Here is a 26,786-nt window from a genome sequence, read left to right on the forward strand (position 1 = left end):
CGGAATCGAACGGCGGGCAGTTTGCCCGAAGGGTTTGTAGGGGGCAATACAGTCTGTTCGGGCGCAGCGGCCCCCTGTGGGAGCGAGCTTGCTCGCGATGAGGGCCTGACATTCAACAGGTGTGTTGGCTGACAGTCCGCTATCGCGAGCAAGCTCGCTCCTACAGGTTTTTGCGATGGTTAGGCTGGCGCGTCGAGGTTCAGATGCAGGTTGTCGATCAACCGCGTCGTACCGAGGAACGCTGCCACCAGAATCACCAGATCACGATCCTGCGCCGTCGCCGGGCGCAAGGTCAGGGCATGGCGGATTTCCAGATAGTCAGGACGCAGGCCGGCCGTTTCGAGTTGTTTGATCTGGGTGTCGATCAGCGCCGGGTAGTCGCGTTCACCCTGTTTGATCGCCTCGCCGATCGCTTTCAGCGTGCGGTAGACCACCGGTGCCACTGCGCGTTGCTCTTCGCTGAGGAAGCCGTTGCGCGATGACAGCGCCAGGCCATCGGCCGCCCGTACGGTCGGCTCACCGATGATCTGGATCGGCATGTTCAGGTCATGGACCAGCGCACGAATCACCGCCAGTTGCTGGAAATCTTTTTCGCCGAAAATCGCCAGGTCCGGCTGGACCATGTTGAACAGCTTGCAGACCACCGTCGCCACGCCTTCGAAATGCCCCGGCCGGCTGGCACCGCACAGGCCTTCGGACAGCTGCGGAACGCTGACGCGGGTCTGGCCGGTCATGCCGTCGGGGTACATCTCTTCAACAGTGGGGGCAAACAACAAATGGCAACCGGCCTGGAGCAGTTTTTCCTGGTCGGCGGCGAGGGTACGCGGGTACTTGTCGAGGTCTTCGCCAGCACCGAACTGCAGCGGGTTGACGAAAACGCTCGCGACCACGAAGTCCGCCCGTTGGGAGGCTTTGGTCACCAGCGCCACGTGGCCGCTGTGCAGGTTGCCCATGGTTGGCACAAAGGCGATGCGCTTGCCTTCGCTACGGGCACGGGCCACTGCGGCCCGTAGTTCGCGTACGGTTTTTACGGTGTTCATGCAGAGAATCCGTGTTCGATCCCAGGGAAGGTCGCCGCTTTGACTTCAGTCACGTAGGCATTCAGTGCAGCTTCGATGCTGGTCTGGCCAGTCATGAAGTTTTTTACGAATTTTGGCATGCGGCCGGTAATGGACAGCCCCAGCATGTCGTGCAGAACCAGCACCTGGCCGTCGGTGCCATTGCCTGCGCCAATACCAATCACCGGAATCTTCACCGCTTGGGTGATTTCTTCGGCCAGTTCGCTCGGGACGCACTCGAGCAGCAACATTGCCGCCCCGGCCTGTTCCAGGGCGATCGCGTCGGCACGCATCTGCCGCGCCTGGTTTTCATTGCGACCCTGGACCTTGTAGCCGCCAAGGATATTCACCGATTGCGGCGTCAGGCCCATGTGCGCGCAGACAGGGATGCCGCGCTCGGCCAGCAGGCGGATCGAATCGGCCAGCCACAACGCCCCTTCAACCTTGACCATGTGCGCGCCGGCCTGCATCAACAGGGCGCTGTTGGTCATGGCTTGTTCGGTGGTGGCGTAGGCCATGAAAGGCAGGTCGGCGAGGATCAAGGCGTCGCTGTTACCGCGCTTGACGGCGGCCACGTGGTAAGCCATTTCGGAGGTGGTGACAGGCAAGGTGCTGTCGTGGCCCTGCAAAACCATGCCGAGGGAGTCGCCCACCAGCAGCACTTCGACGCCAGCCTGATTGCAGGCGTGGGCGAAGGTCGCGTCGTAGCAGGTCAGCATGGTGATCTTTTCACCTTTTTGCTTCAGACCTTGCAGGGTGGTCAGGGTGATGGCTGGCATGAAAAATTTCCTCGTTCAGGCGCTGTGGAAACTACTGCGAGTAACGCGCGTGATTCTTCGTTGAATACAGGCGCACGTTCTTCAGTCGTGCTTTTAAGGCCTGGATTGCGCCCTTGAACGCCGTGTTGGCGGTAGCGGGACGCCTATAGTCATGAGGAGAACGAGGGAAGTCAATTGTGTGTGTTACCGCATTGTTACGGGAGGGGTGTTACCGGGGTAACTGATGCGATTCAGCAGGTTTGTTCAATACGGAGCCTGCTGCACTTTTTGTGCTCACCACAAACCAATGTGGGAGCGAGCTTGCTCGCGATAGCGGTAGTACATTCAACATTGATATGGACTGACACAACGCCATCGCGAGCAAGCTCGCTCCCACAGGGGATTTTGTGTCACTTCGGGGGCAGGCGTTCCAACCCGACGAACGGGCAGGCCGCGAGTAATTCACTCAGCGCGCGGCCATCGGCCAGGCGCAAATCCGCAGGTGCCAATTCTGCCAGCGGATACAACACGAAGGCCCGCTCTTGCATGTGGTAATGGGGAACCTTGAGGCGCAGTTCGTCGATCAGGCGATCACCGAACAGCAGGATATCGAGGTCCAGCGTGCGCGGTCCCCAGCGCTCAAGGCGCTCGCGACCCTGGCCATTTTCGATGGCCTGCAAGGCATCCAGCAGTTCCAGTGGCGCCAGCGTGCTGTCGAGAGCGGCCACTGCATTGGTGTAGCGCGGTTGTCCGGGCAGCAGCGAGTCACTTTGATAAAACGCAGAAACCCCGACCAGCTCTGATTGCGGCAAGTGCGCCAGCGCCTCGACTGCGCTGCGCAATTGTTCGGCAGGGGCAGCCAGATTGCTGCCCATGCCGATGTAGATGCGTTCCATGGATTACTCGCCTGTGGTGCTCGAAGCGCCGGCAGCGCGTTTGCGCTTGGAGCCACCGCTGCGGCGACGCTTGCGCGGGGCGCCGGTGCCTTCGTCCTTGCCGCTGAGGTCGCGAATCATGTCACGGCGCTCGCTTTCGTTGGCGTCCTGGTAGTCCGTCCACCATTCGCCCAGGCCATCGGTCTGCTCGCCGGCGCTTTCGCGTAGCAACAGGAAGTCGTAGCCGGCGCGGAAGCGCGGATTGTCCAGCAACAGATCGGCACGCTTGCCGCTGCGGCGCGGCAGGCGTTCCTGCATGTCCCAGATCTCGCGGATCGGCATGGTGAAGCGTTTCGGAATCGCGATCCGCTGGCACTGTTCGGTAATCAGCTCGTGTGCCGCTTCCTGCATCGCCGGAATCGGTGGCATACCACGCTCCTGCAGGCGCAGGACGCGGGCCGGCAGGGCAGGCCAGAGCAGGGCTGCAAACAGGAACGCCGGGGTGACCGGTTTGTTCTGCTTGATCCGCAGGTCGGTGTTGATCAGGGCTTCGCTGATCAGGGTGTGGGTGTACGTCGGGTTGTATTCCAGTGCTTCGGCGCTGGCCAGGAACAGTGGATCGAACAATTGCAGGTCGACCAGCATTTCAAACGTATCGGCGGCATGGCCGGAGAGGAACAGCTTGAGCACCTCTTCGAACAGGCGAGCGGACGGGATCTCGCGCAGCATCGGTGCCAGGCCGCGGATCGGCAGGGCGCTGTGTTTCTCGATGCCGAAGTTCAGTTTGGCGGCGAAGCGCACGGCCCGCAGCATGCGTACCGGGTCTTCCTGGTAGCGTTGTTTCGGATCGCCGATCAGGCGAATCAGGTGATTGCGGATGTCGTGTACGCCGTTGGCGTAGTCGAGGATGCGTTCGCTGACCGGATCGTAATACAGGGCATTGATGGTGAAGTCGCGACGCTGCGCGTCTTCTTCCAGGGTGCCATAGACGTTATCGCGCAAGATGCGCCCGCTTTCGTTGCGCGAAGACTGGTTGCTGTCTTCCTCGTCTTCGTTTTGCGGATGATTGGCGCGGAAGGTCGCGACTTCGATGATTTCGCGGCCGAAGTGGATGTGCACCAGTTTGAACCGGCGCCCGATGATTCGCGCGTTACGGAATTCGGCCCGCACCTGCTCGGGTGTGGCGCTGGTGGCAACGTCGAAATCTTTCGGTGTGATACCCAGCAGCATGTCGCGCACGCAGCCGCCAACCAGGTAAGCCTGATAACCGGCGCTCTGCAGGCGTTCAACGATATTCACCGCGTAACGGCTGAATTGCGCCTTCTGCAGCGAGTGTTGGCCGCTGTTGAGCACTTCAGGCGTGCTGCGAATGTGTTGCGTAGGACGCTTGGGAGAACGGAATGACTGGAACAGCTTCTTCAGCATGGGATGCACTGTTTGAAGGAATGTTCGGCCATAACAGAAGAATGACCGCATGATGGGCGGGGATTCTAGCATTTAGTCGGGGGATGGTGTAGGACGCTGTAGGAGGTAGGAGCGAGCTTGCTCCGGGCGGCGTTCCGACGATGGTCGTGAACGATGACGCGTTAAATCAGATACCCAGCTACGCCCTCAGGTTCTTCGCGAGCAAGCTCGCTCCTACAGGAAGTGGGTGTGGGGGCTTGGATCACAGAAACCACAAGGGGAGCCGAAGCTCCCCAAGAAGTAGTTGCATGCTCTATTTTTATTTTTGGTTTCGGGCTTTTTGTTTTTGTTGAGTGCCCTCGCCATGAAGTTTCCTTCATGACCCTCCCAATCGGGAGTCAAGAGCAAACGGATTGCTTTGGTCGCTGTGTTGCAGTGATCTTGCGATCCAACCAGTACAGGCTCTGTCTTAAGACAGTTTTTTGTTGTTCTCGGCCTGGTCGTGGGGCTAGCCCCAAATACAACGCCTCTCCAAAAGAATCAGTTAGCTGCGCCTCTCGCCGTCTTGTTTTTATTGTGCGTGAGTCGATTCGTCTTATTTTTATTGTCTTGTGCATTGCTTGTTATTGTTCTTGTACCAAACATATAGCAGGGTGCGTGCCAACTTTTGCGAAACCCAATAAAACAAGGGGTTAGGCCGCCTGCAAGGCAATTCGAAGGCCAAAAAAAGCCGGGGCATCGTTACCGTAAGCCCCGGCTTCTGTTACGTGAAAAAACTGAGGTAACAGTTTTTTCCACAAAGTCACGTGTTACCCACTCATGAGACAGGTGCGGTTCAGCTTTCGCTGGCTACCCCGGTCTTGCGCCGCGGGATGCCCAGGCGCTGACGGCGTTCCCACAGGCATTTGCGGCTGACCCCGAGTTTGCGGGCCAGCTCGGTTTCGGTCATGTGGTCCTGATGCTCGAGGACGAAATGCTGGAAGTAGTCTTCCAGGGAGAGGTCTTCGGTCGGCTCGTGGTTGCTGTTACTGGCATTGCCATTGCCCTGTTGTGGGGGCAGGCCAATGAATTCGTCATCTTCCAGGTCGCCCAGCTCGATGTCGATGCCCAGCAGCTCGGCGGAAATTTCCGGGCTTTCGCACAGGATAACGGCACGCTCGACGGCGTTTTCCAGTTCGCGAACGTTACCCGGCCAGGCGTAGTGACGAATGGCTTGCTCGGCATCCGCGGCGAATTTCAGGTCGGTGCGATTGATCCGCGCACTTTGCCGCGCCAGGAACGCATTGGCGATTTCATTGACGTCCGCACCGCGTTCGCGCAGCGCTGGCAGCTTCAGCGCAATAACGTGGAGGCGGTAATACAAGTCTTCGCGGAACTGGCCGATCTTCGCCAGGCTCTTGAGGTCACGGTGAGTCGCGGCGATCAGGCGCACATCGACTTTCTGCGACTGCACCGAGCCCACACGACGAATTTCGCCTTCCTGCAATACGCGCAGCAGTCGAGCCTGGGCTTCCAGCGGCAGTTCACCGATTTCGTCGAGGAACAAGGTACCGCCATCCGCCGCTTCCACCAGGCCGGCGCGTCCGGCGCTGGCGCCGGTGAATGCGCCTTTCTCGTGGCCGAACAGTTCGGATTCGATCAGGCTTTCCGGAATGGCCGCGCAGTTCACCGAAATCATCGGCGCCTTGGCGCGTTTGGACAGGTTGTGCAGGGCGCGCGCCACCAGCTCTTTACCGGTGCCCGATTCGCCCTGGATCAGAACGTTGGAATCGGTTGGTGCCACTTTGCGGATCTTGCCATACAGGTCCTGCATCGGCGGGCACGAGCCGATAATGCCGATTTCACCGTTGCTGTTGTCGGTACCGGATTTTGCCGCACCGTTGGCGGCTTTGCCGGCAACCGCTTCACCACCGGCCTGTACCGTTTGTCGGTCACGCAGGATTCGTGCGGCGGCTTGCAGCATTTCGTCGTGGTCGAATGGCTTGGCAATGTAATCCACCGCACCCATTTTCATCGAGTCGACCGCCGAGCGCAGGCTGGCATAGCTGGTCATGATCAGCACCGGCGTGCCCTGGGCGAGCTTGATCAACTCCGTGCCAGGCGCGCCCGGCAGGCGCAGGTCACTGATGATCAGATCGAACGAGGGAATGGTGAAGCGTTCTTGTGCTTCCTGCACTGATCCGGCTTCGCTGACCTGGTACTGGTTACGTTCCAGCAGACGGCGCAAGGCGGAGCGGATAATGGTTTCGTCTTCGACGATCAAAATGTGCGGCATTGATTCGATACTCTCGACGGTCTCAGTTCACAGCGGACGTCGCTTCGACATGACGCGGCAAAGTAACCCTGATTCGGGTGCCGCGTTGGCTTTGAACATCAGCCGGGCTGTCGATGGTGATTTGTCCATAATGCTCTTCAACGATGGAATAGACCAGTGCAAGGCCCAGACCGGTGCCTTCGCCAGGGTCCTTGGTGGTGAAGAAAGGTTCGAACAGTCGGTCCATGATGCTCGACGGAATACCGCTGCCTTCGTCCTCCACGATCAGATCGACCGTGTGTTCGCCGGCTTCGCTCTTGACCCGTACCGCACTGCCGGGAGGCGAGGCGTCACGGGCGTTTGAAAGCAGATTGATCAATACCTGGGCCAGCCGTTGCGGGTCGCCTTCGACCCAGTGTTCGGGGTCGCACAGGTTGTAGAACTGCACTTCGAAGTTGCGTCGGTTCAGGGCCAGCAGGCCGATGGCATCCTGAGCCACTTCGGCCAGACAGACGGGCTCGTCGTTGTGCTGATGGCTGCCGGCATGGGCAAAGCTCATCAGCGACTGGACGATGCGCGACACGCGTTTGGTCTGTTCGAGGATCTGGCCGCTGATTTCCTTCAGCTCGCCGTCTTCTTCCCGTTCTTCGCGCAGGTTCTGCGCCAGGCACGCGATGCCGGTGATCGGGTTGCCGATTTCATGGGCCACACCGGCCGCCAGGCGACCGATGCTGGCCAGACGCTCGGAGTGCACCAGTTTGTCCTCGAGCATTTGGGTTTCGGTCAAGTCTTCCACCAGCAACACCAGGCCGCTGTTGCCCGGCGCGAGGGGTTCGTCGATCGCCGCTTTGTGCAGGTTCAGCCAGCGTGTCTGGCCGTCGAGGGCCAGGTGCTGCTTGTGCAAGTGTTCGTCCGGCAGATTGATGAAGCCTTGCAGCAGTTCTTTCCAGGGATCGGCAATGGTGCTCAGGCGCGAACCGACCACGCGTTGCGCGGCGATGCCGGTGAGTTCCTCCATGGCCTTGTTCCACATGAGGATTTCCTGATCCTTGGCCAGCGAGCACACCCCCATCGGCAATTCCTGCAGAGTCTGGCGGTGATAGCGGCGCAGGGCATCGAGTTCGGCGGCCAGGCCGGTCAGGCGCGAGTGGTAATCCTCGAGACGGCTTTCGATGAAGTGAATGTCTTCGGTGACGTAGTTTTCACCGCCGGCCTTGTAGGGCAGGAAGGTTTCGACCATGTCCTGGGCCACACTCGGGCCCATCAGGCCGGAGAGGTTGGCCTCGATGCGGTCGCGCAGGCGGCGCAGGGCGTATGGTCGGCGTTCGTCGAAGGGCAGATAGAGATCGCGCAGCGCTTGTTCCACTTCTTTCTGCGCAGCCTTGGCACCCAAGGGTTTTGCCAGCTGTGTAGCGAACTCCTGGGGCGAGGCGGCGTGCAGTTCCCGGCGTTGCGGACGGCGCACGTTATCCACGGCGCAGGCTTCGGCGGCGCTGGCCTCTTCGGTGCTGGCGTTGGTGAACAGCGAGATCAGGGTGAACATCAGCACGTTGGCCGCCAGCGAGGCAATCGCCGCCATGTGCCAGCTGGTGTCGTCCAGCACGTAGATCATGTTCAGCAGCGGAATGTAGAAGCCTTGCAGGTTGCCGACCAGTGGCAACAACATGGTCACCAGCCACACCAGGGTCCCCGCCAGCAACCCGGCGATGAAGCCGCGCCGGTTGGCGGTCGGCCAATACAGGACCGAGAGCACGCCCGGCAAGAACTGCAGCGTGGCGACGAACGCGACAATGCCGAGGTTGGCCAGGTCCTGCTCGGCACCGAGCATCAGGTAGAAGCCGTAACCGGCCATGATGATCGCGACAATCAACGCCCGGCGGGTCCACTTCAGCCAGCGGTAGATGTTGCCTTCGGCCGGCGGTTGATACAGCGGCAGCACCAGGTGGTTCAAGGCCATCCCGGACAGCGCCAGCGTGGTGACGATGATCAGGCCGCTGGCAGCGGACAGCCCGCCGACATACGCCAGCAACGCCAGTGCCTTGCTGTTGGCGGCGATACCGATGCCGAGGGTGAAGTATTCCGGATTGGTAGTGGCGCCGAGCTTCAGTCCGGCCCAGAGAATCAGCGGCACCGCCAGGCTCATCAGCAGCAGGAACAACGGCAGGCCCCAGCTCGCACTGACCAGCGAACGCGGGTTGAGGTTCTCGGTAAAGGTCATGTGGTACATGTGCGGCATCACGATCGCCGAGGCGAAGAACACCAGCAACAGCGTACGCCACGGGCCTTCCTGCAACGGCGTGTGCAGGGCAGCGAGGGCGGTCTGGTTTTGCAGCAGCCAAAGCTCAAGCTGTTGCGGGCCGTCGAACACGCCATAAAGCGCATACAGCCCGACACCGCCGAGGGCGATCAGCTTGATCACCGATTCGAACGCAATCGCGAACACCAGCCCTTCATGCTTTTCGCGGGTGGCGATGTGGCGGGAGCCGAAGAAAATCGTGAACAGCGTAATCAAGGCGCAGAAGCTCAGGGCCACGCGATTCTGCACCGGCTCTTGGGTGAGGATGCCGATGGAGTCGGCGACCGCCTGAATCTGCAAGGCCAGCAGCGGCAGTACGCCAACCAGCATGAAGATCGTGGTCAGCGCTCCGGCCCAGGTGCTGCGAAAGCGGAAGGCAAACAGGTCCGCCAGCGACGACAGTTGATAGGTACGGGTGATCTTCAGGATCGGGTAGAGCAACACCGGCGCGAGCAGGAATGCCCCGGAAACCCCCAGGTAGCTGGACAGAAAACCGTAGCCGTACTGATACGCCAGGCCCACGGTGCCATAAAACGCCCAGGCGCTGGCGTAGACGCCCAGTGACAGGGTGTAGGTCAGCGGGTGGCGAATGATCGCCCGGGGAATCATGCCCCGTTCACTGATCCAGGCCACACCGAACAGCACTGCCAGGTACGCGGCACTGATCAGGATCATCTGGGTCAGGCTAAAGCTCATCGGCATCTTTTTGGCTCTGCAGGATGAAAGTCACGACGATCAGAATCAGCCAGAGCAGATACGGGCGATACCAGGCGCCAGTGGCGTCGATCCACCAATCCATGATGGCCGGGGAAAACAGGTAAATCCCCACTACCAAAAGCAGGACCAAGCGATAGATGTACATCCCGGCCTCTCTTTTTTATGCGCGTGCCCGAAAACGTGCGGCGATGGTAACGGATGGGCGCGCCACTGCAAGTGCGATCACAACAGCTGTGCCTCGGGCAGGCTCAGTGTGCGCGGGATCAAGGAGGCATCCCAGTGGGCAATGCCCCAGTTCTGCACTTCCCGTGGCGTGGCGTAAGTCAGTTCGGCTCCCGGGTTCTGTCCCAGCGCCCGTAGCGCCCGCAACAACAGGGGGGTTGCCTGATCCTCGGCCAGCGGTGGCGAGCGGTAGGACTTGCCCAGTTTATTGCCATCGGGCTGGGTAATCAGCGGGATATGCAGATAACGCGGCTGCGGCAGACCGAGCAACTCTTGCAGGTAGAGCTGGCGGGGCGTGGAGTCCAGCAGGTCGGCACCTCGAACGATATCGGTGATGCCCTGCCAGGCATCGTCCAGGACCACGGCCAATTGATAGGCGTAGAGGCCATCGCGGCGGCGAATCACGAAGTCGCCGACTTCCCGGCCCAGATGCTGGTGGTATTCGCCTTGTACCCGGTCGATGAAGTGGTACTCCAGCTCCGGAACACGCAGGCGGATGGCGGCATCGTCGGTGCCATGGCCGGCATTGCGGCACAGCCCCGGATAAATCCCGTGATAGGGCTCCAGTTGTTTGCGCGAACAGGTGCAGGCATAGGCCAGGCCATGATTGAACAGGCGATTGAGCACCTCGGCGTAGGCATCGTGCCGCTCGCTTTGGCGAACCAGGCCGCCGTCCCACTCGAAGCCATAGCTTTCCAGGGCCTTGAGAATGGCCGCCTGGGCGCCGGGTTCTTCACGGGGCGGATCAAGGTCTTCCATGCGCATCAGCCAGCGTCCACCCACCGAGCGCGCGTCGAGGTAAGAGGCCAGTGCGGCGACCAGCGAGCCGAAGTGCAGATGGCCGCTGGGGGTGGGGGCGAAGCGCCCGATATAGGGTGGGGTGGCGGTCATGGATGCATTTAAAGCCAAAAAAACATCAGAAACAAAAACGGAGCGTTCGCACGCCCCGTTCTTCGTTCAAGTCGCCATTATTTGCCGACTTGCTTTTCCTTGATTTCCGCCAGGGTCTTGCAGTCGATGCACAGGTCGGCGGTAGGGCGCGCTTCGAGGCGCTTGACGCCGATCTCGATGCCGCAGGATTCACACCAGCCGTACTCTTCGTCTTCGATCAGCTGAAGTGTCTTGTCGATCTTCTTGATCAACTTGCGTTCACGATCGCGGGCACGCAGTTCGAGGGCGAATTCCTCTTCCTGGCTGGCACGGTCTGCCGGATCAGGAAAGTTGGCCGCTTCGTCCTTCATGTGGTCCACGGTCTTGTCGACACCTTCCATCAGCTCTTTTTTCCACTGATTCAGGACCTTGGTGAAGTGCTTGCGCATGGGCTCGCCCATGTACTCTTCGCCGGCTTTCTGAACATAGGGCTCGAAGCCGCTGATCGCCTGATTTTGCTGCTTTGCTTGGGTGGACATGAAATAGACCGCCTCTACTCTTGTAATCCATCTGCGCAGGATTGCTCCATCACCGGCACTTGCCGGCCCTGCGGCTGCAAGCGGGCGAACTTACCAGATCAACTCGGACCGCGCTACTCCCGGATGTCGAGCTTGCGGCACGTGCTGCTTGCAAATGATGACAAACCGTTGTCTGGTGGCTCTGGAACCCTGCTCAATTATTGATTTTAGTCAAACCTTGCGCACACGCTTGAGTCGTTTGTGGTCGGGGTGACAAGGCCTCTGACCGCTTTAGGTTCTCGCTCGTTCCTGCGCTTGGGTAGAATCGGTTTTTTTTTCCGTTGAAGGAAGGCTAATGGCTCAGCCCTACAGTGCCCGCAGTCGCGCAATCGAACCTTTCCATGTCATGGCGCTGTTGGCGCGGGCCAACGAATTGCAGGCAGCCGGCCACGATGTGATCCACCTGGAAATCGGCGAGCCGGACTTCACCACCGCCGAGCCGATCATCCAGGCCGGCCAGGCTGCGCTGGCGGCAGGGCGGACCCGTTACACCGCCGCGCGCGGCATTCCGGAGCTGCGTGAGGCCATTTCGGGTTTTTATCAGCAGCGTAATGGGTTGAATATCGACCCGCGGCGCATCCTCATCACCCCTGGCGGGTCCGGCGCGTTGCTGCTGGCCAGCGCTTTGCTGGTCGACCCCGGTAAACACTGGCTGCTGGCGGACCCGGGCTACCCGTGTAACCGGCATTTCCTGCGACTGGTCGAAGGCGCGGCACAGCTGGTGCCCGTCGGTCCGGATGTGCGCTATCAATTGACACCTGGTCTGATCGAGCGTCATTGGGACCGCGACAGCGTCGGTGCCTTGGTGGCGTCGCCGGCCAATCCGACCGGCACCATCCTGACCCGCGACGAGCTGGCGAAGCTGTCTGCCGCGATCAAGGCGCGCCACGGTCATCTGGTGGTCGACGAGATTTATCACGGTCTGACCTACGGCACCGATGCGGCCAGCGTGCTGGAAGTCGACGACAGTGCGTTTGTTCTGAACAGTTTTTCGAAGTACTTCGGGATGACCGGCTGGCGACTTGGATGGCTGGTGGCCCCCGACGCGGCCGTCGGCGAGCTGGAAAAACTCGCGCAGAATCTTTACATCAGTGCTCCGAGCATGGCGCAGCACGCCGCACTGGCTTGTTTCGAGCCGGCAACCATCAGCATTCTCGAAGAGCGCCGCGCCGAATTTGGCCGGCGTCGGGATTACCTGCTGCCGGCCTTGCGTGAGTTGGGCTTCGGCATTGCCGTGGAGCCGGAAGGGGCTTTCTACTTGTACGCCGATATCAGCAAGTTCGGCGGCGATGCCTTCGCGTTCTGCAGGCATTTTCTCGAAACCGAACATGTGGCATTCACCCCCGGGCTGGATTTCGGGCGTTATCAGGCCGGGCATCATGTGCGGTTCGCCTATACGCAAAATCTCCAGCGTTTGCAGGAGGCGGTCGAGCGTATTGCCCGTGGGTTGCGGAGCTGGCAAGGCTGATGCGTTTTCATCCTCCCCTCGAAGAAGGGCGCCTGATCCGACGTTACAAGCGCTTTCTCGCTGATATCGAAACCGTTGGCGGCGAATTGCTGACCATTCACTGCCCGAACACCGGCTCGATGCTCAATTGTCAGGTCGAAGGCGGGCAGGTCTGGTTCAGCCGCTCCAACGACCCGAAACGCAAGTTGCCTGGTACCTGGGAGGTCGGTGAAACCCCCCAAGGGCGGCTGTTTTGTGTGAACACCGCCCGGGCCAATGGTTTGATCGAAGAAGCGCTACGGGCGGGTGTCATCACAGAGTTGAACGGTTTCACCGGACTCAAGCGCGAAGTGGCTTACGGTCAGGAAAACAGTCGCATCGATTTCCGCCTCGATTACCCCGAAGGGCCTGCCTATGTCGAAGTCAAAAGCGTGACCCTGGGCTTCGACGGTACGGCGGTGGCGGCGTTTCCCGATGCGGTCACCCAGCGTGGCGCCAAGCATCTGCGGGAGCTGGCGCATTTGGCCAGGGACGGTATTCGCGCGGTGCAGTTGTACTGTGTTTGCCTGACCGACATCGAGGCCGTGCGCCCGGCGCAGGAAATCGATCCGGCTTATGCGCAGGCCTTGCGTGAGGCTATCGCCTGCGGGGTCGAGGTATTGGCTTACGGTGTGCGGTTGAGCCACGAAGAAATGTTGGTCGACCGGCGTCTGGACGTGTTACCGGGTGGTTAAAGGCTGATCCAGATCCCCTGTTCATCCTCGCGGCAGGCCACGCCGGTCAAGGCTTGCCCGGCGCAAGGGCCGGCGACGCATTCACCGTCTTCGATCAGAAACAGTGCGCCATGGGTGGCGCACTGGATCAGGCTGTTGCTGGGGTCGAGAAACTGGTCGGGATGCCACTCAAGGGCAACGCCCCGGTGCGGGCAGCGATTGATGTAGACATAAACCTGTCCGCTACGGCGCACCGCAAAAAACTTTTGGCCACCGATGTCGAACCCGCGGCTGCTGTCATTGACCAGCTCGGCACCTGTGCAAAGCAACTTCATGTCTATCCTCGGTTGCGCAGCTCGTGAGCGGATATTTCCGAGCTTGAGGGTTGAATGCTATCAAATGGCTGCCTCGCCCGTGGAATCCTTTGAAGGAAGCTGCGCCTTACCCTGTCAGTGATTTTCCACAGGCAAAAAAAGACCCGGCAAGAGCCGGGTCAAATAACCGTGATTAGCCTGATGAGGAGATAATCCGAGAGTCCGAACCAAGGGCTTTTCAGAATATCGACCAGTCTCGCGACCAGTTGTGATAATCATATAGATTCTCATTACCAAGTCAACCGCTGTTTTTCGATTTCTTTGCGATTTTCCGGATTTGCGTCTGCAGGCCACGTAATCATTGGGTTTCAGGTTGCAAAGCTGCAGAAATATCTGTCGGATCAAATCTTGTGGCGTGTAGAGATGGCTTCCAGTTGTTTGTTCAGCGCTTCCTTGCGCTCGGCGGGAATGTCGTTCCAGTGAACGTCCATCAGGGCGCCTTCAATTGCGTACAACAACACCTTGGACGCCCGAAAACCGCGCGTGCGCACGGCCCGATAAGCATCCACCGCCCCGAGGCGACGCAAGTCCGACGCGCTATGGATGCCCACGGCATGCAGCCATTGCGCTGACGTCTTGCCAAGATTCTTCAGGTGTTGCAGTTCATCATTCATCAAGCCTCCTTGCGATGGCCGAATGGAGAGCGTGGGCAATCTTCTGAGGAGTGTAGCCATCAGTAGGAAACGCGTGATTGTTTGCTCGTTTTCGAGGCAAATGCTTCTAAGAAACGAGTATTGGCAGAGTGTGAAAAATCCGCGAACGCGGGAGGAAAAGGACGGGGATAATCAGCAATTACGGGTGAGCAACCCTCAGTCCAGCGCAGCGAGGGGCGCTGGACGTGTCGGTCAGCGACGTTGGTCAGCGAGTGTGATAACGCAATCGCGTGCCGAAGTTCATCGACATCAGGATTTCGTCAGCGCTGAGTTCCACGGGAAAGTAGGCGCCAGAGATTTGCGCGTGGGCCAGGCTCGCGCCTTCCAGGTTCGCTTTGCTGAAATCAATGCCGCGCAAGTCGGCGGAGCGGAAGTAGGCGTTGCTGAAATCCACACCATCGGCATTCAGCTCGCGCAGGTCCAGCCCTCGGAAGTCTCCATCCGCCATGTCGATGGGGCCATCCTTGGGGCGTTCACTGTTGAAGCCTCTGATGTCGTCTTTGTGCAGCAGGGCATAAAGCGGAGTGTCGAGAAGTTTCGGCTGGCTCATGTCGCATCACCTGTTGGTTTTATGACGCCAGTATAGTGCCACTATTTGACGGCCGTGAAGCCAGCGGAGACTTCACGGCTGAAAAACTTCCTTACAGGCCCGGAAGGCGTTGACGAATTTGTGCGACAACGGTATCGAGCGTCCCGCTTTCATTGGTCTGGACGCGCTTGCTGCAGAGGATTTCCGCGGGTGTCAGGGCTTCACGGCTCGCTTGTTGGGCTTCGATAACGGCCAGGGTAGCGTCAGACGGGTCTTTTTTGTCTGCCTGACGCATGGCCAGCCAGCTCTCGATCACGGCCTGTGGTGCATTGCAATCGAGGATCAGGAAGGGTGCGCCCGTGGCCTCGGCCACCTTCGCGGCACTGTCACGCTGATCACGCTTGAGGTAAGTGGCGTCGATCACCACCGGGAAGCCAGCGCGCAGAATGACATCGGCGATTTCGTGCAGGCGGGCATAGGTCGTCGTGCTGGCGTCGGCGCTATAGATGCCGGCCTGTACCTCGTTTTCGACGGTTTGCTCGCCGAACAGGCGCTTGCGCTCGACATCGGAGCGCAGGCGGATCGCGCCCAGGGCTTCGACCAGACGCATGGCGACATGGCTCTTGCCAACGGCAGAAACGCCGTGGGTAATGGCCATGAAGCGTGAAGGAATGGTGCTGTAGCTTTCCGCTAGGTTGGCGTAGTTGCGGTACTGGCGCAGGGTCGTGGCGCGTTGCACCGCAGTGGCTTCGGCCGGCATGCTGAACAGGGCAACCTTGGCGCGAACCAGTGCGCGGTAGGCTTTATAGAAGTTCAGCAGTTCGAGGCCGCGATAGTCACCGGTCAGCTCCAGGTACTGGCTGATGAAACGACGCGCCAGGCACTTCAGCCCGCGATCTTCCAGGTCCATCGCCAGGAAGCCGGTATCGGCATAAACGTCGGTAAAGCGAAACGGTTCGTTGAATTCGATGCAGTCGAAGATCACGACCTTGCCGTCGATCACGGTTGCGTTACCCAGGTGGATGTCACCGTGGCATTCACGAATGAAGCCTTCGGCCTTGCGCTGGGCGAACAACGGTTTGAGGCGTTCGAAGCTGCTTTCGGCCCAGGCTTGCAGGGCGTCGAGTTGCAGCAGATCGGCTTTGTCGCTGAGGAACGGACGAATCTGTTCGAAGTTCTGCAGCACTGGCGCCATGACGCTGTCCGGGGTGCCGGCTTCGTGCCCGGCCGGCACTTTCGGTGCGCTGAGGTGGAAGCGGGCGATTTGCCCGGCCATCTCGTCGATGTGCGCGGTGGTCAGTTCGCCATTGGCTTGAAGGGTGCTGAGCAAGCCGTTTTGCGGGAACTGGCGCATCTTCAGTACATATTCGATGGCCGGGCCTTCACCACCCAGTTGCGGAGCCTCGGCACTGCCGGTGACGGGCAGCACTTGGAGGTACAAATCGTCGGTCAGGCGCTGGTTCAGGCGGAGCTCTTCGGCGCAAAAGTGTTCGCGAGCCTCAAGGCTGGTGAAGTCGAGAAAACCGAAATTGACCGGTTTCTTCACTTTATAGGCATAGGGACCGGTGAGCAGTACCCAGGAAATATGGGTCTCGATGACCTGGAATCCCTCTACAGGATGCGGGTAGAGGGCAGGGTTTTGCAGGGCAGCGATCAGGGACTGGCTCACGGGCGATCCTTCAGAGTCTGGAAAATCAAGGCGGCCATTATGGCGGTAAGTCCGCTTGACGCAAACCTCGGAGCGCTCCTGTTGAGGATGAATAAAGTGCGTATAATCCGCCGCCATGACTCGTACTAGAACTCCCCGCACCCCAAAGAAACCACCCTCCAGGGGCCTGCGCCCGTGGCTGGGCTGGGCCATTAAACTCAGTCTGGTCGCCCTGGTAGTGCTGGCCGGATTCGCCGTTTACCTTGACGCGATCGTCCAGGAGAAGTTCTCCGGCAAGCGCTGGACCATTCCGGCCAAGGTTTACGCGCGTCCGCTCGAGCTGTTCGTCGGACAAAAGCTGAGCCGGGATGATTTTCTGACCGAACTCGATGCCCTGGGCTATCGCCGTGAAAGCGTGGCCAATGGTCCGGGTGCGGCGTCGGTCAACGGCAATACCGTTGATCTGAATACCCGTGGCTTCCAGTTCTATGAAGGCATGGAACAAGCGCAACCGGTGCGGGTGCGTTTCTCCGGTGATTACGTGGCCGAGCTGGCGGGGGCAAAAGGCTCGAAGCTGTCTGTGGTGCGCCTGGAGCCGCTGCTGATCGGCGGTCTGTACCCGAAAAACCTCGAAGACCGGATTCTGATCAAGATCGATCAGGTGCCACCGTACTTGCTGGAAACGCTGGTGGCGGTCGAGGATCGCGATTTTTATCATCACCTTGGTGTTTCGCCGAAGTCGATCGCCCGTGCTATCTGGGTCAACGGTTCGTCCGGCCACATGCGTCAGGGTGGCAGTACCCTGACTCAGCAGTTGGTCAAAAACTTCTACCTGACCAACGAACGCAGCCTGAGCCGCAAACTCACCGAAGCGATGATGGCACTGCTGCTTGAGGTGCATTACGACAAGCGCGATATCCTTGAGGCTTACCTCAACGAGGTGTTTATCGGGCAGGACGGTCAGCGCGCGGTGCACGGCTTCGGTCTGGCCAGCCAGTTCTTCTTCAGCCAGCCGCTGGCCGAGCTCAAGCTGCATCAAGTCGCACTGCTGGTGGGCATGGTCAAAGGGCCTTCTGCCTATAACCCGCGTCGTTATCCGGAGCGTGCCCTTGAGCGGCGCAACCTGGTGCTCGATGTGCTGCAAGAGCAGGGCGTCGCGACTGCCGAGCAGGTTGAAGCAGCCAAGAAGATGCCGCTGGGCGTGACCAAGCGCGGCAGTCTGGCGGACAGTTCTTTCCCCGGCTTCCTCGATCTGGTCAAGCGTCAGTTGCGCCAAGACTATCGCGACGAAGACTTGACCGAAGAAGGTCTGCGCATCTTCACCAGTTTCGACCCGATCCTGCAGATGAAGGCCGAAGCGTCGGTCAACGACACCTTCAAGCGTCTGGCGGGGCGCAAGGGTTCCGATGACGTCGAAGCGGCAATGGTCGTGACCAACCCGGAGACCGGTGAGGTGCAGGCCATGATCGGCAGTCGCCAGGCCAGTTTTGCCGGGTTCAACCGGGCGCTGGACGCTGTGCGGCCGATCGGCTCGCTGATCAAGCCGGCGGTGTATCTGACTGCGCTGGAGAAGCCAAGCCAGTACACGTTGACCAGTTGGCTGTCGGACGAGTTCTTCTCGGTCAAGGGCGCGGACGGTCAAGTCTGGAAACCGCAGAACTACGATCGTCGCTCCCACGGTACAGTCTTCCTCTATCAAGGCCTGGCGCATTCCTACAACCTGTCGACCGCGCGGCTCGGTTTGGCGGTCGGTGTGCCGAACGTCCTGAAGACGGTGGAGCGCCTGGGTGTGTCTCGTGAGTTCCCGGCTTTCCCGTCAATGTTGCTCGGGGCCGGCGGCATGACGCCCATCGAAGTGGCGACCATGTACCAGACTCTTGCCAACGGCGGCTTCAATACACCGATGCGCGGGATTCGTAGCGTGCTGACTGCCGAGGGCGAGCCGCTCAAGCGTTATCCGTTCCAGATTCAGCAACGTTTCGATCCGGCCTCCATTTACCTGATCCAGAGCGCCATGCAGCGGGTGATGCGTGAAGGTACCGGCAGCTCGGTCTATAACGTGTTGCCAAGGACCCTGACCCTGGCGGGCAAGACCGGTACCAGTAACGATTCGCGGGACAGCTGGTTTGCCGGCTTCAGCCAGGACTTGTTGGCGGTGGTCTGGCTGGGTCGCGACGACAACGGCAAGACGCCGTTCACTGGCGCCACCGGGGCCTTGCAGGTCTGGACCAGTTTCATGCGCAAGGCCGACCCGTTGCCGCTGGACATGCCGCAGCCGGATAATATCGTTCAGGCCTGGGTTGATTCGCGAACCGGGCAAGGTTCTGACGCTGGTTGCCCGGGTGCAGTGCAGATGCCGTATATTCGCGGCAGCGAACCGCCTCCTGGCGCCGCTTGCGGTGGTGAAAACCCTGCTGAGTCGGTGATGGATTGGGTCAAGGGCTGGATGAATTAAGCAAAGAGGGTTTCAAGTGAACAAGTGGTTGATTCCAGCGGTTGCCGCCGTAGCTTTGCTCAGCGGTTGCTCCACCGTACAGCGTGGTTCGATTCCAGTCGTGGATTCCGGCACCACCGTGTCCAACAGTGAGCGGATCTCGGCCAATGGCGGTTTCCGCCAGACGACCGTCAAGCGCCCTGCGCAAGGTCAGTCGCAGACCCAGGCAATACCGCAAGGCGACAGCGGGGTAGTGGTGATGGTGCCAGGCGCGGCAACGACTTCAACGCCGATCAGTACTACGCCGATTACCCCGGGTCCGATCACGCCGGGACCGATTGACACGTCGCCGGTCCAGGCGGCGCCGATCAATCAGGGCAGCTACAGCATGCCGTCGTCGCCAAGCGGGATTCCGTCGGCCAGTGCGGGCGGACTGTCTGCCGACGAGCAACTGGACGGTCCAGTGTTGGCTTTGCTGACCACCGCTCAACAGCAACAGGCGAGCGGTGATCTCAACGGGGCCGCCTCCAGCCTCGAGCGCGCCCAGCGTGTTGCCCCGCGTGAACCGCAGGTGCTTTATCGTCTGGCGCAGGTGCGGATGGCTCAAGGCGACGCAGCCCAGGCCGAGCAGTTCGCTCGCCGTGGGTTGACCTTGGCCAATGGCCGTCCGGCCCTTCAGGCCAACTTGTGGGAGCTGATCTCCCAGGCGCGTGAAAAACAGGGTGACTCCCAGGGCGCGGCATTGGCACGCCAGAAGGCCAAGGTAACGCTGTGATGGACGCGCGCTTTCTGAAAGTCGCCGATCAACTGTTGTTGATCGAGCGCGAGTTGCGTGTGCAAGGGTGGTGGGATGAAGTCTCGCCACCTGTCGAAGCGCTTTGCAGTGTCGAGCCGTTTTCGGTCGATACACTGGATTTCGAGCAATGGCTGCAATGGATCTTCCTGCCGCGCATGAAGATGATCCTCGAGCAGGATTTGCCGCTACCCAATGCTTCGGGCATTCAGGAAATGGCTGAAATGGTCTTTGCCGGACGCAATGTCCAGGGCAAGGATCGGCAGTTGCAGGTATTGCTCAAACAGTTTGATCAGTTGATCACAGCAACTCGCTGAGCCAGAAGCTGCCAGCGTCCGCTGGCAGTTGTTCACAATCTCTCTCTATTTTGTCGGCTATTGCAGGGTAAGTGCATGCGGGTGCCAATTTTTTGCCAAAAGTTGCGCAATCGAAGCTAACACAGGGCTGGTTTACAGGTTTTTTCTTGCGTTCTCATGTGCTTACTAGAATAAAGCACATAGACGACTTGACTTGCGAAGGGCGAAACAGAAGAATCCAAAGTCCGCTGTACAGGGACTGCCAGAAGCAGACCCTCTCGGCAGATCATGAGGCGCCTATCCGCGTCGACCTGTTACACCCGCAACGCGTTACCTCGCGCTGGGTGGGAAAGGCCCGCAACACTTGGGACGATCCCAATACTTGCTCAGTCAGTGCTGACGTAGTCGGCGACCACCGTCGCTCATGCTCTGCCGAGAAGTAAACCTATTAAGACCCGTTCCATTTTTCGTGGGCGGTATTCTGGCGTTTTAGAGGTGAGCAACGTGGAGCTTTTATCTGGCGGTGAGATGCTCGTCCGCTTTTTGCGTGACGAAGGCGTCAAATATATCTACGGGTACCCGGGTGGTGCTCTTCTTCATGTCTACGATGCCCTGTTCAAAGAACCGGAAGTGACCCACATCCTGGTTCGTCACGAGCAAGCGGCTACCCATATGGCTGACGGTTACGCCCGTGCCACCGGTAAAGCCGGTGTGGTACTGGTGACTTCCGGGCCGGGCGCGACAAACGCCATCACCGGTATTGCCACGGCCTACATGGACTCCATTCCGATGGTGGTCATTTCCGGCCAGGTGCCAAGCACCATGGTTGGCACCGACGCATTCCAGGAAACCGACATGATCGGTATCTCCCGGCCGATCGTGAAACACAGCTTCATGATCAAGCACGCGTCGGAAATCCCGGAAGTCATGAAGAAGGCCTTCTACCTGGCGCAATCCGGTCGTCCTGGCCCGGTCGTTGTCGATATCCCGAAAGACATGACCAACCCGGCCGAGAAGTTCGAATACGTCTTCCCGAAAAAAGCCAAGCTGCGTTCCTACAGCCCGGCTGTTCGTGGTCACTCCGGTCAAATCCGCAAGGCGGCAGAAATGCTCCTGGCGGCCAAGCGCCCAGTCTTGTACTCGGGCGGCGGCGTGATCCTCGGCGGTGGTTCTGCTCCACTGACCGAACTGGCGAAGATGCTCAACCTGCCAGTGACCAATACCCTGATGGGCCTCGGTGGCTACCCTGGCACCGACCGTCAGTTCATCGGCATGCTCGGCATGCACGGCAGCTACACCGCCAACCTGGCGATGCACCATGCTGATGTGATCCTCGCTGTCGGCGCGCGTTTCGACGACCGTGTCATCAACGGTGCCTCGAAGTTCTGCCCGAACGCCAAGATCATTCACATCGACATCGACCCGGCTTCGATCTCCAAGACCATCAAGGCCGATGTGCCCATCGTAGGTCCGGTCGAGAGTGTCCTGACCGAAATGGTCGCGATCCTCAAGGAAATCGGCGAGACCCCGAACAAGGAGTCCGTTGCCAGCTGGTGGAAGCAGGTTGATGAGTGGCGCGGTGATCGCGGCCTGTTCCCTTATGACAAGGGCGACGGCAGCGTCATCAAGCCACAGACCGTGATCGAAACCCTGTGCGAAGTGACCAAGGGGGATGCCTTTGTAGCTTCCGATGTGGGTCAGCATCAAATGTTCGCGGCGCAGTACTACAAGTTCAACAAACCGAACCGCTGGATCAACTCCGGTGGCCTGGGCACCATGGGCTTCGGTTTTCCGGCAGCCATGGGCATCAAGTTGAGCTTTCCGGATGATGAGGTCGTCTGCGTTACGGGCGAGGGCAGCATCCAGATGAACATTCAGGAACTGTCGACCTGCCTGCAATACGATTTGCCGGTAAAAATCGTCATCCTGAACAACGGTGTGCTGGGCATGGTTCGCCAGTGGCAGGACATGAGCTACGGCAGCCGCCACTCTCATTCCTACATGGAATCGCTGCCTGATTTCGTCAAGCTGGCGGAGGCTTATGGTCACGTTGGTGTGCGCATCACCGATTCGAAAGACTTGAAGTCGAAGATGGAAGAAGCGTTCGCCATGAAAGATCGCCTGGTGGTGATCGATATTTCGGTCGATACCAGCGAGCACGTCTACCCGATGCAGATCAAAGACGGCTCCATGCGCGATATGTGGCTGAGCAAGACGGAGCGTACCTAATCATGCGGCACATTATTTCCTTGCTTCTGGAAAACGAACCCGGCGCTCTGTCTCGTGTAGTCGGCCTGTTCTCGCAGCGCAACTACAACATCGAAAGCCTGACCGTGGCCCCGACCGAAGACCCGACCCTGTCGCGTCTGACGCTGACCACTGTTGGCCACGATGAGGTCATCGAGCAGATCACCAAGAACCTGAACAAGCTGATCGAAGTGGTAAAGCTGGTCGACCTGTCGGAGAGTGCTCACATCGAGCGCGAACTGATGCTGGTCAAGGTCAAGGCCACCGGCGCCCAGCGCGCCGAGATCAAGCGCACTACCGATATTTACCGTGGACAGATCGTCGATGTCAGCGCCAGCGTGTATACCGTTCAACTGACCGGTACCAGCGACAAGCTCGACAGCTTCATTCAGTCCATTGGCACCGCATCGATTCTGGAAACCGTCCGTAGCGGCGTGACCGGCATTGCCCGCGGCGACAAAGTACTCAGCATCTAAACCAAATTAGCGAACGGCCTGAACGGCCTGATATAGGGGAAATTCATGAAAGTTTTCTACGATAAAGACTGCGACCTGTCGATCATCCAGGGCAAGAAAGTTGCCATCATCGGTTACGGTTCCCAGGGCCACGCTCAAGCGTGCAACCTGAAAGATTCCGGCGTTGACGTGACTGTCGGCCTGCGTAAAGGTTCGGCTACCGTTGCCAAGGCTGAAGCCCACGGCCTGAAAGTGACCGACGTTGCTTCGGCTGTTGCCGCTGCCGACCTGGTCATGATCCTGACCCCGGACGAATTCCAGTCTTCCCTGTACAAGAACGAAATCGAGCCGAACATCAAGAAAGGCGCCACCCTGGCCTTCTCCCACGGCTTCGCGATCCACTACAACCAGGTTGTGCCGCGTGCTGACCTCGACGTGATCATGATCGCGCCGAAGGCTCCAGGCCACACCGTACGTTCCGAGTTCGTGAAGGGCGGCGGTATCCCTGACCTGATCGCGATCTACCAGGACGCCTCGGGCAACGCCAAGAACGTCGCTCTGTCCTACGCTGCCGGCGTTGGCGGCGGTCGTACCGGCATCATCGAAACCACCTTCAAGGACGAGACCGAAACCGACCTGTTCGGCGAACAAGCCGTTCTGTGTGGCGGTACCGTTGAGCTGGTCAAGGCCGGTTTCGAAACCCTGGTCGAAGCTGGCTACGCGCCGGAAATGGCCTACTTCGAGTGCCTGCACGAACTGAAGCTGATCGTTGACCTCATGTACGAAGGCGGTATCGCCAACATGAACTACTCGATCTCCAACAACGCCGAATACGGCGAGTACGTGACTGGCCCTGAAGTCATCAACGCCGAATCCCGTCAGGCCATGCGCAACGCCCTGAAACGTATTCAGGACGGCGAATACGCCAAGATGTTCATCAGCGAAGGCGCTACCGGCTATCCTTCGATGACCGCCAAGCGTCGTAACAACGCCGCTCACGGCATCGAAATCATCGGCGAGCAACTGCGCTCCATGATGCCGTGGATCGGTGCCAACAAGATCGTCGACAAAGCTAAAAACTAAGTCACGCCCTTGTACGAAAAACGCGGCTCAGGCCGCGTTTTTTCGTTTGGGAGGCCGGTTCTGGTATAAAGCTGCATCGTTTGCGGCCGAACCGTCGTCCCAGACACCTGTCCAGACTTTCCACCCCGTTGCAAGGTAATGTCCATGAGCGAACGCCCCGAAGAGCCAAACCAGGCTTCTGACGCCGAAAGCCTGCTGCCCATCGATGAGCATGTCGAGGAAGGGCATGACGCTGAAGGTCGTAAAGTCCGGCATCGTGGTATCTATCTTCTGCCGAATCTGTTCACCACTGCGAACCTGTTCGCAGGGTTCTATTCCATCATCAACTCGATGAGCGCGCAGGCGGCCCTGAGTGCCGGTGACTCGGCCAACGCGAGCAAGTACTTTGCGTTTGCGGCCATCGCCATTTTCGTCGCGATGGTACTCGACGGCCTCGATGGTCGTGTTGCGCGCATGACCAATACCCAGAGCGCCTTCGGTGCCGAGTATGACTCGCTGTCGGACATGGTTGCCTTTGGTGTGGCGCCGGCATTGCTGGCCTTCGGCTGGGCCCTGGGTGACATGGGCAAGGTTGGCTGGATGGTTGCCTTCCTTTATGTCGCGGGTGCGGCGCTACGTCTCGCGCGTTTCAACACTCAAGTCGGTACGGCGGACAAGCGCTACTTCATCGGCCTGGCCAGCCCTGCGGCGGCGGGTGTGGTTGCGGGCATCGTCTGGGCGTTCAGCGATTACGGTATCCAGGGGTCGAAGATGTCCTTCCTGGTTGCGCTGATGGTTGCTGCGGCCGGCATGCTGATGGTCAGCAACATCAAGTACAACAGCTTCAAGGAGCTGGACCTGAAGGGGCGAGTGCCTTTCGTGGCGATTCTCGCCGTGGTGCTGGTGTTCGCAGTGGTGTTCAGTGATCCGCCGCGCATTCTGCTGCTGGTTTTCCTCGCCTATGCAGCGTCCGGCCCGGTGCAGTACTTGTTACATCTTCGTCGGCGCAAAAGCGCCGAGTGATGTAATTTCCCTCATACTCCGCAGTCTATGGGTGCATCTGTCCTCCAAAGCTGCGGAGTAACCATGCTGATCAAAGTCTCCAAAGCGTCCGACTGCCATGAGTCGGACGTCACGCCAGAATCCCTCTATCTATCTCGACGCAATGTGCTGGGTGCCACGGTTGCCGGCTTCGCTCTGGGCAGCCTGCCGCGATGGGCCAGCGCAGGCGATGATCCGCGTTACCCGGATGTTGAGCCCGGCAAGGCGCCTTCCTGGTTCAGCGAAAAGCTCCCGGCCACCAAGTGGGGGGCGGTCAACGTCAAGGATGAGGCGATCACGCCGTTCAAGGATGCGACTCACTACAACAACTTCTACGAGTTCGGCACCGACAAAGGTGATCCGGCCGCCAATGCCGGCACGCTGAAGACGCAGCCGTGGTCGGTGGTGGTGGACGGGGAGGTGGGCAAGCCTGGGCGGTATGCGCTGGAGGACTTCATGAAACCGTATCAGCTGGAGGAACGAATCTACCGACTGCGCTGCGTGGAAGCCTGGTCGATGGTCATACCCTGGATCGGTTTTCCGCTCTCGGCTCTGCTCAAGGAAGTCGAGCCGACCTCGAAAGCCAGATTCATCCGCTTCGAAACCCTGCAGGACCCCCAAAGCATGCCGGGTCAGCGCTCCGGTTTTGCCTTGATCGACTGGCCCTATATAGAAGGGTTGCGTCTGGATGAAGCGATGAACCCGTTGGCGATTCTTGCGGTAGGCATGTACGGGCGTGAGTTGCCTAATCAAAACGGTGCGCCGTTGCGTTTGGTGGTGCCCTGGAAATATGGCTTCAAGAGTATCAAGTCCATCGTGCGCATCAGTCTGGTCAGCGAGCAGCCGAAAACCACTTGGCAGAGTATTGCTGCGGATGAATATGGCTTTTATGCAAATGTGAATCCCACGGTTGACCATCCTCGGTGGACTCAGGCTCGTGAGCGCCGCCTGCCCAGCGGCTTGTTCAAGCCCAATGTGCGCGACACGCAAATGTTCAACGGCTATTCAGAGGAAGTCGCCTCTCTATATACGGGGCTCGACCTGAGGAAGAACTACTGATGCGCTATCCGTTTTGGCGTATCGGCGTCTTTGTCGTGGTGCTGGTGTGGCCGCTGTTGTGGTTGTACCAGGCCTGGGAGGATGTCCTCGGGCCGGATCCGGGGAAGGTACTGGTTGATCGATTGGGGTTGGGGGCGCTTGTTCTGCTGCTCGTAATCTTGAGCTTGACGCCTTTGCAGAAACTCACCGGTTGGGCGGGCTGGAATACCGTGCGGCGACAGTTGGGATTGTGGTGTTTTGCCTATGTGCTGCTCCACCTCAGTAGCTACTGCGCATTCATTCTTGGTTTTGACTGGTCTCAGTTGGGTGTCGAGTTGCGCAAGCGGCCTTACATTATTGTCGGGGTGCTGGGTTTTCTTGGTTTGCTGGCATTGGCGGTGACTTCCAATCGATACAGTCAGCGACGATTGGGTGTTGGCTGGAAGAAGTTGCATCGCCTGGCGTATGTCATTCTCGGGCTTGGATTGCTGCATATGCTCTGGATTGTGCGCGCCGACCTGAAGGAGTGGGTGATCTATGCCTCTATAGGTACGTTGCTGTTAGTGCTGCGGTTACCGCCTTTGGCTCGTCGAATCCCGCGTTTAATAGCTAAAAAGGCCTCTTCCGCCAAAAGGGCGTAAATAGTGGTTGACGGCAGATTCCAGAGGCCTATAATTCGCCCCACTTCCGGCGCAGTCGAAGCGGAAAACTCCTTGGTAAACAACGAGTTACGCAGTTTTCGACAGCGGGTTGCTTCAGGTCATCGAAGCCAGAAGGAAGTTGAAAAAGAGGTGTTGACAGCAGCGAGTAACGCTGTAGAATTCGCCTCCCGCTGACGAGAGATCGAAAGCGCAAGTGGTTGAAGTTGAAAAGGAAACTTGGAAAACTTCAGAAAATAATCACTTGACAGCAAATGAGGCTGCTGTAGAATGCGCGCCTCGGTTGAGACGAAAGCTCTTAACCAACCGCTCTTTAACAACTGAATCAAGCAATTCGTGTGGGTGCTTGTGGAGTCAGACTGCTA

General features: G+C 59.2%; 24 protein-coding genes. 11 read left to right on the top strand and 13 right to left on the bottom strand.

From position 1 onward, the window contains the following. Positions 1–179: 179 nt before the first annotated feature. The 9 genes from panC to dksA form a co-directional block, all read right to left on the bottom strand. Positions 180–1,040 (bottom strand): pantoate--beta-alanine ligase, encoded by an 861-nt coding sequence (gene panC / locus KGA81_RS19235; RefSeq protein WP_223547717.1) that lies wholly within the window; start codon positions 1,038–1,040, stop codon positions 180–182. Further along, positions 1,037–1,837 carry a 3-methyl-2-oxobutanoate hydroxymethyltransferase gene (gene panB / locus KGA81_RS19240; protein WP_223547718.1) on the bottom strand — a complete coding sequence of 267 codons (801 nt, stop codon included), beginning with the start codon at positions 1,835–1,837 and terminating at the stop codon, positions 1,037–1,039. The genes panC and panB overlap by 4 nt, the downstream gene beginning before the upstream one ends. A gap of 389 nt (positions 1,838–2,226) precedes the next feature. After that, positions 2,227–2,712: a 2-amino-4-hydroxy-6-hydroxymethyldihydropteridine diphosphokinase gene (gene folK / locus KGA81_RS19245; protein WP_223547719.1), complete on the bottom strand. Its 486-nt coding sequence runs from the start codon at positions 2,710–2,712 to the stop codon at positions 2,227–2,229. 3 nt (positions 2,713–2,715) lie between these two features. Beyond that, positions 2,716–4,116, bottom strand: a complete 1,401-nt coding sequence (locus KGA81_RS19250) for a polynucleotide adenylyltransferase PcnB (RefSeq protein WP_223547720.1) — start codon at positions 4,114–4,116, stop codon at positions 2,716–2,718. A gap of 814 nt (positions 4,117–4,930) precedes the next feature. After that, on the bottom strand, positions 4,931–6,370 hold the full coding sequence (locus tag KGA81_RS19255) for a sigma-54-dependent transcriptional regulator (protein ID WP_223547721.1): 1,440 nt from the start codon (positions 6,368–6,370) through the stop codon (positions 4,931–4,933). 22 nt (positions 6,371–6,392) lie between these two features. Beyond that, entirely contained in the window at positions 6,393–9,347 is a 2,955-nt protein-coding gene (locus tag KGA81_RS19260; protein WP_223547722.1) for a sensor histidine kinase, read from the bottom strand. Continuing rightward, positions 9,331–9,507, bottom strand: a complete 177-nt coding sequence (locus KGA81_RS19265) for a hypothetical protein (RefSeq protein ID WP_003176118.1) — start codon at positions 9,505–9,507, stop codon at positions 9,331–9,333. Before KGA81_RS19265 ends, KGA81_RS19260 begins: the two co-directional genes overlap by 17 nt. Positions 9,508–9,584: 77 nt before the next feature. Beyond that, positions 9,585–10,475, bottom strand: coding sequence for a tRNA glutamyl-Q(34) synthetase GluQRS (gluQRS, locus tag KGA81_RS19270; protein WP_223547723.1), 891 nt, complete (start codon positions 10,473–10,475; stop codon positions 9,585–9,587). Positions 10,476–10,552: 77 nt separating this feature from the next. Continuing rightward, positions 10,553–10,993, bottom strand: coding sequence for an RNA polymerase-binding protein DksA (gene dksA / locus KGA81_RS19275; RefSeq protein WP_007971100.1), 441 nt, complete (start codon positions 10,991–10,993; stop codon positions 10,553–10,555). A 334-nt stretch (positions 10,994–11,327) separates the two neighbouring features. Here dksA and KGA81_RS19280 point away from each other — a divergent pair, with 334 nt between their 5' ends. Together KGA81_RS19280 and sfsA are read left to right on the top strand one after the other, a co-directional pair. After that, positions 11,328–12,500, top strand: a complete 1,173-nt coding sequence (locus KGA81_RS19280; RefSeq protein WP_223547724.1) for a pyridoxal phosphate-dependent aminotransferase — start codon at positions 11,328–11,330, stop codon at positions 12,498–12,500. Then, positions 12,500–13,213, top strand: a complete 714-nt coding sequence (sfsA, locus tag KGA81_RS19285) for a DNA/RNA nuclease SfsA (RefSeq protein ID WP_223547725.1) — start codon at positions 12,500–12,502, stop codon at positions 13,211–13,213. Before KGA81_RS19280 ends, sfsA begins: the two co-directional genes overlap by 1 nt. On the opposite strand, the gene KGA81_RS19290 is transcribed toward sfsA, so the two are convergent. From KGA81_RS19290 to KGA81_RS19305, 4 genes are all read right to left on the bottom strand, one after another. Beyond that, positions 13,210–13,527, bottom strand: a complete 318-nt coding sequence (locus KGA81_RS19290; protein WP_223547726.1) for a Rieske (2Fe-2S) protein — start codon at positions 13,525–13,527, stop codon at positions 13,210–13,212. The two genes, sfsA and KGA81_RS19290, sit on opposite strands and share 4 nt — an antisense overlap. Positions 13,528–13,907: 380 nt before the next feature. Continuing rightward, complete coding sequence (locus KGA81_RS19295; RefSeq protein ID WP_108216473.1) at positions 13,908–14,180, bottom strand: TfoX/Sxy family protein; 273 nt, start codon at positions 14,178–14,180, stop codon at positions 13,908–13,910. Between the two features lie 244 nt (positions 14,181–14,424). Further along, positions 14,425–14,769: a pentapeptide repeat-containing protein gene (locus tag KGA81_RS19300; RefSeq protein WP_223547727.1), complete on the bottom strand. Its 345-nt coding sequence runs from the start codon at positions 14,767–14,769 to the stop codon at positions 14,425–14,427. A gap of 91 nt (positions 14,770–14,860) precedes the next feature. After that, on the bottom strand, positions 14,861–16,417 hold the full coding sequence (locus tag KGA81_RS19305; RefSeq protein ID WP_223547728.1) for a bifunctional aminoglycoside phosphotransferase/ATP-binding protein: 1,557 nt from the start codon (positions 16,415–16,417) through the stop codon (positions 14,861–14,863). 115 nt (positions 16,418–16,532) lie between these two features. Here KGA81_RS19305 and mrcB point away from each other — a divergent pair, with 115 nt between their 5' ends. The 9 genes from mrcB (at position 16,533) to msrQ (ending at position 26,403) form a co-directional block, all read left to right on the top strand. Continuing rightward, complete coding sequence (gene mrcB / locus KGA81_RS19310; RefSeq protein ID WP_223547729.1) at positions 16,533–18,851, top strand: penicillin-binding protein 1B; 2,319 nt, start codon at positions 16,533–16,535, stop codon at positions 18,849–18,851. A 16-nt stretch (positions 18,852–18,867) separates the two neighbouring features. Continuing rightward, complete coding sequence (locus KGA81_RS19315; RefSeq protein WP_223547730.1) at positions 18,868–19,605, top strand: tetratricopeptide repeat protein; 738 nt, start codon at positions 18,868–18,870, stop codon at positions 19,603–19,605. Next, the gene (locus KGA81_RS19320) at positions 19,605–19,940 is read left to right on the top strand and encodes a YqcC family protein (RefSeq protein ID WP_223547731.1); all 336 of its coding nucleotides are present in this window, start codon (positions 19,605–19,607) and stop codon (positions 19,938–19,940) included. Before KGA81_RS19315 ends, KGA81_RS19320 begins: the two co-directional genes overlap by 1 nt. A gap of 483 nt (positions 19,941–20,423) precedes the next feature. Next, positions 20,424–22,148, top strand: coding sequence for an acetolactate synthase 3 large subunit (locus KGA81_RS19325; RefSeq protein WP_218432578.1), 1,725 nt, complete (start codon positions 20,424–20,426; stop codon positions 22,146–22,148). Positions 22,149–22,150: 2 nt separating this feature from the next. Continuing rightward, positions 22,151–22,642 (top strand): acetolactate synthase small subunit, encoded by a 492-nt coding sequence (ilvN, locus tag KGA81_RS19330; RefSeq protein ID WP_003176102.1) that lies wholly within the window; start codon positions 22,151–22,153, stop codon positions 22,640–22,642. Between the two features lie 45 nt (positions 22,643–22,687). Continuing rightward, positions 22,688–23,704 carry a ketol-acid reductoisomerase gene (gene ilvC, locus KGA81_RS19335; RefSeq protein WP_003228216.1) on the top strand — a complete coding sequence of 339 codons (1,017 nt, stop codon included), beginning with the start codon at positions 22,688–22,690 and terminating at the stop codon, positions 23,702–23,704. A gap of 144 nt (positions 23,705–23,848) precedes the next feature. After that, positions 23,849–24,706 carry a CDP-diacylglycerol--serine O-phosphatidyltransferase gene (gene pssA, locus KGA81_RS19340; RefSeq protein ID WP_108216478.1) on the top strand — a complete coding sequence of 286 codons (858 nt, stop codon included), beginning with the start codon at positions 23,849–23,851 and terminating at the stop codon, positions 24,704–24,706. Positions 24,707–24,769: 63 nt separating this feature from the next. Beyond that, the gene (gene msrP / locus KGA81_RS19345; protein WP_223547732.1) at positions 24,770–25,783 is read left to right on the top strand and encodes a protein-methionine-sulfoxide reductase catalytic subunit MsrP; all 1,014 of its coding nucleotides are present in this window, start codon (positions 24,770–24,772) and stop codon (positions 25,781–25,783) included. Then, positions 25,783–26,403, top strand: coding sequence for a protein-methionine-sulfoxide reductase heme-binding subunit MsrQ (msrQ, locus tag KGA81_RS19350; protein ID WP_223547733.1), 621 nt, complete (start codon positions 25,783–25,785; stop codon positions 26,401–26,403). The genes msrP and msrQ overlap by 1 nt, the downstream gene beginning before the upstream one ends. The last annotated feature ends 383 nt before the right edge of the window (positions 26,404–26,786 follow it).

Origin of the sequence: Pseudomonas sp. A-B-19 (assembly GCF_019947515.1) — a bacterium.
GTDB lineage: Bacteria > Pseudomonadota > Gammaproteobacteria > Pseudomonadales > Pseudomonadaceae > Aquipseudomonas.